We start from the raw sequence: 7,515 nt of genomic DNA on the forward strand, positions 1-7,515 counted from the left end.
CGGGTGCGGCTCGCCGTTGGCGAGGGCGGCCAGCGCGGCGGCGAAGTCCCGGCGGGCGGCGGCGGTGATCACCGCCCGGTGCGGGAATCGGGTACGCCGGGCCAGCGCGTCGGCGACCGCGGCCGGCGCGGCGTCCTCGTGGTCGGCCAGCCAGCCGAGCAGGTGGGCCGCCTGGTCACGCAGCGCGCGTTCGGTCTTTGCCGACAGCGTCCACGACGCCCACCCGTCCCACGGGTCGGCCGGCGCGGGGGTCGGCTCGGCCGGGGGCGCCTCTTCGAGGATCACGTGGGCGTTGGTGCCGCTGATGCCGAACGAGGAGACGCCCGCCCGTCGTGGGTGCCCGTTCGGCTGCCACTGGACCGCCTCGTCCAGCAGGCGGACGGCGCCGGTCGTCCAGTCCACGTGCGGGCTCGGTGCGTCGAGGTGCAGCGACCGGGGGAGCAGGCCGTGCCGGAGGGCGAGGACCATCTTGATGATTCCGGCCGCCCCGGCGGCGGCCTGGGTGTGGCCGATGTTCGACTTGATGGACCCGAGCCAGAGCGGCTGGTCGTCGCGCCGCTGCTGGCCGTAGGTGGCGAGGAGGGCCTGGGCTTCGATGGGGTCGCCGAGGGTGGTGCCGGTGCCGTGGGCCTCGACGGCGTCGACGTCGGCGGGGCCCAACCTGGCGTTGGCGAGGGCTTGCCGGATGACGCGCTCCTGGGAAGGCCCGTTGGGTGCGGTCAGGCCGTTGCTGGCGCCGTCCTGGTTCACCGCCGAACCACGGATGACCGCGAGGACCTGGTGGCCGCGCTCCCGGGCCACCGAGAGCCGTTCCAGCAGCACCAGGCCGACGCCCTCGGCGAACCCGAACCCGTCGGCCGCCGCCGCGAACGGCTTGCACCGGCCGTCGGCGGCCAACCCCCGTTGCCGCGCGAACTCGATGAACCCGGTCGGGCTGGCCATCACGGTGACCCCGCCCGCGAGCGCCAGCTCGCACTCCCCGCTCCGCAGCGACTGGGCGGCCAGGTGCAACGCCACCAGGGACGACGAGCACGCGGTGTCCACGGTGACCGCCGGCCCCTCCAGCCCCAGCGTGTACGCCACCCGGCCGGACGCGACGCTGGTGGTGCTTCCGGTCAACAGGTAACCCTCGGCGTCCGCCGACGCACCGGGCTGGCTGACGTACTCCTGGTGGGTGAGGCCGGCGAACACGCCGGTGGCGGTGCCGCGCAGCGTGGTGGGGTCGATGCCGGCCCGCTCGATGGTCTCCCAGGCGGCCTCCAGCAGCAGTCGCTGCTGCGGGTCCATGGCGGTCGCCTCGTTGGGGCTGATCCCGAAGAAGGCCGGGTCGAACTCGGCGGCGTCCCGGACGAAGCCGCCCTCCCGGGCGTACGTGGTGCCCGGGGTGTCCGGGTCGGGGTGGTAGAGGGTGGTCAGGTCCCAGCCCCGGTCGGTGGGGAACTCGCCGATCGCGTCGGTGCCGGCGGCGAGCAGTTGCCACAGCTCCTCCGGCGAGGTCACCCCGCCGGGGTAGCGGCAGGCCATCCCGATGATCGCGATCGGTTCCGCCGTGCCGGTCACCGCCGGCGTGACCGCCCTCGCGGCGGCGGGCAGGTCGAGCAGCATGCTCCGGAGCAGCTCGGCCACCGCCCGTACGGTCGGGTGGTCGAAGACCAGCGTCGCCGGCAGCCGCAGTCCGGTGGCAGTACGCAGCCGGTTGCGCAGCTGCACCGCGGTCATCGAGTCGAAGCCCAGGCTCTTGAAGTCCTGCCCCACGTCGAGGCCGGCCGGGTCGACGTGCCCGAGCACCGCGCCGACGTGCGTCCGGACCAGGTCGATCAGGAGGGACAGCTGGTCGTCCGGCGCGCGGTCGGCGAGCTGCCCGGCGAGCGGGGACGCGGACGCCGGGGCGGCGGTCGCGGCCTGCCGGAGCCCGGCCGGGGCGAGCGCGCGCAGCACGGCCGGCAGGTCGTCGCCGCGGGCTCGGGCGCGGACCGCCGCCCGGTCGAGACCGGCCGGCACCAGCACCGGTCGGTCGGTGGACAGGGCGGTGTCGAGCAGCCGGACCGCCTCCGCGACGGGCAGCGCGGCGAGTCCGGCCCGGGCCAGCAGCCGCCGGTCGGCGTCCGACATGGTCCCGCTCATCCCGGTCTCGACGTCCCAGTAGCCCCAGGCCAGGGCGGTGGCCGGCCGGCCCGCCGCGCGCCGGTGCTGGGCGAGGGCGTCGAGGAAGGCGTTCGCCGCCGCGTAGTTGGCCACCCCGCTGGTGTTCAGGCTGCCCGCGATCGAGGAGTAGAGGATCAGGTGCGCATCGGTGTGCCGGTGCAACTGCCAGGCGGCGTCGACCTTCGGCGCGAGCACGTCGTGCAGCTGCTCGTCGGTGAGCCGGTCCACCGGCCCACCGGCGGTCACCCCGGCCGCGTGCACCACCGCGGTCAACGGGTGCGCCGGGTCGATGCCGGCGAGCAGGTCCCGGACCGCCGCCGGGTCGCCGAGGTCGGCGGCGACCACGACCGCCGTGGCCCCGGCATCGCCCAGGTCCCGGACGAGGGCGTCGGCGTCCGGGTGCTCCGGGCCACGCCGGCCGACCAGCAACAGGTGCCGGACGCCGTGCCGGGTGGCCAGGTGCCGGGCGGTCAGCCGGCCCAGCGTCCCGGTGCCGCCGGTGACCAGCACGGTGCCGTCGGGGCGGAACGGCAGGGCGACGGCCGGCTCGACCATGGCCGGGGTCAGCCGGGGCGCGCGGAGGTCGCCGGCGCGCAGCGCGAGCTGGGGCTCACCCCGTACGGCGGCGGTGCCGACGGCGACGGGGAGCGCCCGGAGGCTCTCCGGGTGCCGGTCGGTGTCGACCACCACGATCCGGTCGGGGTGTTCGGTCTGGGCGGAGCGCAGCAAGCCCCAGCAGGCGGCGCCGGCCAGGTCGGTGACCGGCTCGCCGGCCCCGGTGCTGACCGCGCCGGAGGTGAGCACGACCAGCCGGCTGTCCGCCGGCTCCTCCCGGGCCAGCCAGTCCCGCACCGTGCGGAGCAGTTCGCCGGTCCGCCGGTGCACGGCCGCCGGCACGTCCGCGTCGTCGCCGGTGGGTAGCGGCAGCACGAGCACCGTCGCGCCCGCGGCGTCCGCCGGCTCGCCGAGCACGGGTACGCCCGCCAGCCCGGCCATCGCCGCGGCGGCGTCCCCGCCGATCAGCACCCACGAGGAGGTCGACTCGGCGGGCGCCGGCGGGACCGGGGCCCACTCCAGCTGGAAGAGCCGGTCGGGTCGGGCGGCTCCGGCGGCCACCCGGGCGGCCGTGGTGGCTCGGGACAGCACGCCGGCCGCGCTGAGCACCAGCTCACCGGCCGGGTCGTACGCGGTCAACGCCAGCCGGTCCGGTGACTGGCGGGTCAGCCGTACCCGCAGGGCGGTCGCGCCGGTGGCGTGCAGGCGGACCTGCTCCCAGGCGAACGCCTGGCGGACGGTGTCCGCGTCGTCGTCGAGGACGGCCAGCAGCGCCGGGTGCAGCGCCGCGTCGAGCAGCGCCGGATGCACGGCGTACCCGGTGACGTCCACGTGCTCGGGCAGGGCGACTTCGGCGTGCAGGTCGTCGCCGTTACGCCAGGCCGCGCGGAGCCCCTGGAACGCCGGCCCGAACCGGTAGCCCGCTCCGGCCAGCCGCGGGTACGCCCCGGCCAGGTCGACCGGCTCGGCCCCGACCGGCGGCCAGACCCCGAGCGGGGCGGGCTCGTCCCCCTCGTCGCCGGCGAGCAGGCCGGTGGCGTGCGTGGTCCACGGCGCGTCCGGGTCGTCGGCCGGTCGGGTGTGGACGGCGAGCGTCCGCCGTCCCGGCTGGTCGCTCCCGGTCACGGTGACCTGGAGGTCGGCGCCGCCGTCGGCGAGCGGCACCGGTGCCTCGAGGGTCAGCTCCTCCAGCAGCGGGTACCCGGCGACGGCGCCGGCGTGCAGGGCGAACTCGACCAGCGCGGTGGCGGGCAGCAGGTCGGTGCCGGCGATGGTGTGCTCGGCGAGCCAGGGGTGCGCCCGGCGGGAAAGGTGCCCGGTGAAGAGGTGCTCGCCGCTGGTGGCGGTGGTGATGGTGGCGGCCAGCAGGGGGTGGCTGGTGGCCCGCAGCCCGAGCCGGCCCGGGTGGGCGGCCGGCGCGACGGTCGACCAGTAGCGCACGTGGTGGAAGGGGTACGTCGGCGGGGTCGGGACTGCCGGTCCGGCGGGCGGGATGAGCCGGGCCCAGGCGATCGGGTGGGTGGTCTGGGTGTGCAGCAACGCGGTGTTGGTGAGGAGGGTGTGCCAGGGATCGGTGTCGCGGCGCAGGGTGTGCAGCGCGGTGGCGTCGTCGATGGTGGCGGCGAGCAGCGGGTGGGGGCTGACCTCGACGACGGTGTGGTGCCCGTCGGCGAGCAGCCGCTGGAGCGTCGGGTGGAAGTGGACCGGCTGGCGCAGGTTCTCCCACCAGTAGTCGGTGGTCAACTCGGTGCCGGACGTGACCTGTTGCCGGGTGCTGCTGTAGAAGGCGGTGTCGCCGGGGCGGGCGTCGACGGCGACGCCGGTCAGCTCCCCGTGCAGTGGGTCGATGTGCGGGCAGTGGCTGGCGTAACTCACCGGGATGATCCGGGCGGTGAGGCCGTGGCCGGTGAGGGCCGCATGCGCGGCCTCGATCGCGCCGGGGGCGCCGGAGAGGACGCAGGTGGTGGGGGCGTTGTGGGCGGCGAGGTGCAGTTGCGCGGCGTGCGCGGGCACCACGTGCCGGAGCAGGCCGGGCAGCTCGTCGGGGGTGGGGCCGGTGACGGCGAGCATGCCGCCGCTGCCTTCGATGGTGGTGAGGGCGCGGCCCCGGTGGGCGATGAGGCGGGCGGCGTCGTCGAGGCTGAGGACGCCGGCGGCGTGTGCGGCGGTGATCTCACCCTGACTGTGTCCGATGACCGCGTCGGGGGTGAGGCCGTGGTGCCGCCACAGCGCGGTGAGGGCGGTGGTGACCGCGAACAGGGTGGGTTGGACGACGTCGACCCGCTCCAGGCTGGCCGCGCCGGGCCTGTCGAGGACGACGTCGAGGAGGCTCCAGTCGACGTGCGGGCGCAGCGCCGCGTCGGTGGCGTCGATGCTCTCCCGGAATGGGCGGGAGGTGCGGTAGAGCTGGTGGGCCATGGCCGGCCACTGGCTGCCCTGGCCGGGGTAGATGAAGGCGACCTTCCCGCCGGGCGTGGCTTCGCCGACGGTCAGGTTGTCGTGTTCGACGCCGTCCGCCAGGGCGGTGAGCCCCGCGGACATCTCCTCGGGTGTTCGGCCGAGGACCACCGCCCGGTGGGGGAATGCCGCGCGGCCGGCCAGGGCGTGCGCCACCGCGACGAGGTCCAGCTCCGCTGCGGCGGCCGTCCAGTCGCGCAGCCGCCCTCCGTACTCCCGTAGCGAGGTTTCGGTCTTCGCGGACAGCAGCCACGGCACCCACTCGCCACCGGGCAGATCCGTCAGCTCCGCACCGTGGACGATGACCGCCGGCCCGGCCGGCGGCAGCGGGTCGTCGACCGGCGCCGGCGCCTCCTCGATGATCAGGTGCGCGTTGGTGCCGCTCACGCCGAACGACGACACCCCGGCCCGGCGCGGGTGCCCGTTCTGCCGCCACTCGACGGCCTCGTCGAGGAGCCGGACGGCGCCGGCGGCCCAGTCGACGTGCGGGCTGGGGGCGTCGATGTGCAGGGACCGCGGCAGCAGGTCGTGCCGCATGGCGAGGACCATCTTGATCACTCCGGCGACGCCGGCGGCGGCCTGGGTGTGCCCGATGTTCGATTTGACCGACCCCAGCCACAGCGGCCGTCCGTCCCGCCGTTGCTGCCCGTACGTCGCCAGCAGCGCCTGCGCCTCGATCGGGTCCCCGAGCGTGGTCCCCGTGCCGTGCGCCTCCACCACGTCCACATCGGCCGGGGTGAGCCGGGCGTTGGCCAGGGACTGCCGGATCACCCGCTCCTGCGACGGTCCGTTCGGTGCGGTCAGCCCGTTGCTGGCGCCGTCCTGGTTCACCGCCGAGCCCCGGACGACGGCCAGGATCCGGTGCCCGCGCTCCTCGGCCAGGGACAGCCGTTCGAGCAGCAGCAGGCCGACGCCCTCGCCCCAGCCGGTGCCGTCGGCGGCGGCGGCGAACGGCTTGCACCGGCCGTCGGGGGCCAGGCCCCGCTGCCGGCTGAACTCGATGAACGGGCGCGGCAGGGCGAGGATCGTCGCGCCACCGGCGAGCGCCATGTCGCACTCGCCGCCCCGGATCGCCTGCACGGCCAGGTGCATCGCCACCAGCGACGACGAGCACGCCGTGTCCACGGTGACCGCCGGCCCCTCCAGCCCCAGCACGTACGCGATCCGCCCGGACGCGACGCTGCCCGAGTTGCCGGTGACCAGGTAGCCCTCCAGGTCCGGGTCGGGCTCGCTCATCCGGGCCAGGTAGTCCTGCGAGATCACCCCGGCGAACACGCCGGTGGCGGTGCCCCGCAGGCTGGCCGGGTCGATGCCGGCCCGCTCGATGCTCTCCCAGGCGGTCTCCAGCAGCAGCCGCTGCTGCGGGTCCATCGCGGTCGCCTCCCGTGGGCTGATGCCGAAGAAGGCGGCGTCGAAGCCGGGGGCGTCGGTGAGGAACCCGCCGTCGCGGGCGTACGTGGTGCCGGGCGAGTCCGGGTCCGGATCGTAGAGGGACTCCAGCTCCCAACCCCGGTCGGTCGGGAACGGGCCGATCGCGTCGCCGCCGCGGGCGACCAGGTCCCACAGCTGCTCCGGGGTGTCGATCCCGCCCGGGTACCGGCAGGCCATGCCGACGATCGCCACCGGCTCGTGGGCCCGGTCCTCCACCTCGCGCAGCCGCTGGCGGGTCGAGCGCAGATCGGCGGTGGCCCGCTTGAGGTAGCTCCGGAGCTTGTCTTCGTCGTTCATCGTGCGTCCCCCTGGTCGGAGCCGGCAGAAGCGATCATCAATCTGGTCACGACGGGGAACCGCCGAGTTCCTTGTCCAGTGCGTCGAACAGCTCCTCGTCGGTCGCCGACTCCAGGTCGACGAGGTCGTCGAGGTCCGCGCCGGCCGGTCGCAGGTCGTCCAGCCGGCGCAACAGGTCCCGCAGCCGGTCCTCCGCCCGGCGCCGCTCGGCGTCGTCCAGCGCGGCCACCGCCAGCGCCGCCCCCACCCGGTCGAGTTCGGCGAGTACGGACGTCGGCGGCGCCTGCTCCGCCGGGGCGAGCTGGCCGGCGAGGTACTCCGCCACCGCCAGCGGGGTCGGGTGGTCGAAGACGAGCGTGGCCGGCAGCTGCAGCCCGGTCGCGGTCCGCAGCCGGTTGCGCAGCTCCACCGAGGTCAGCGAGTCGAAGCCCAGGTCCTTGAACGGCGACCCTTCCGGCACCGAGCCCGGTGAGCCCTGCCCCAGCACCACCGCCACGTGTCCGCGGACCAGGTCCAGCAGCAGCCGGGGCCGCTCACCCGCCGGCAGCGCGCCGAACTGCTCGGCGAGCGACCGCCCGCCGGCCACCTGCTCCTGGGCGGCCCGTCGGGTGGGCGTGCCGACCAGGGCGC

2 protein-coding genes are annotated in these 7,515 nt (G+C 75.8%); both read right to left on the reverse strand.

Annotated elements, in window-relative coordinates:
• Nucleotides 1-6,885, reverse strand: a 6,885-nt coding sequence (locus ONA70_RS33170) for an SDR family NAD(P)-dependent oxidoreductase (protein WP_319959493.1), incomplete at its 3' end; no start/stop codon positions are given.
• A gap of 46 nt (nucleotides 6,886-6,931) precedes the next feature.
• Nucleotides 6,932-7,515: acyl carrier protein (locus ONA70_RS33175; protein WP_265010431.1), on the reverse strand; the 584-nt coding region annotated here is incomplete at its 5' end.

Source organism: Micromonospora yasonensis, from assembly GCF_026013475.1.
Lineage (GTDB): Bacteria > Actinomycetota > Actinomycetes > Mycobacteriales > Micromonosporaceae > Micromonospora > Micromonospora yasonensis.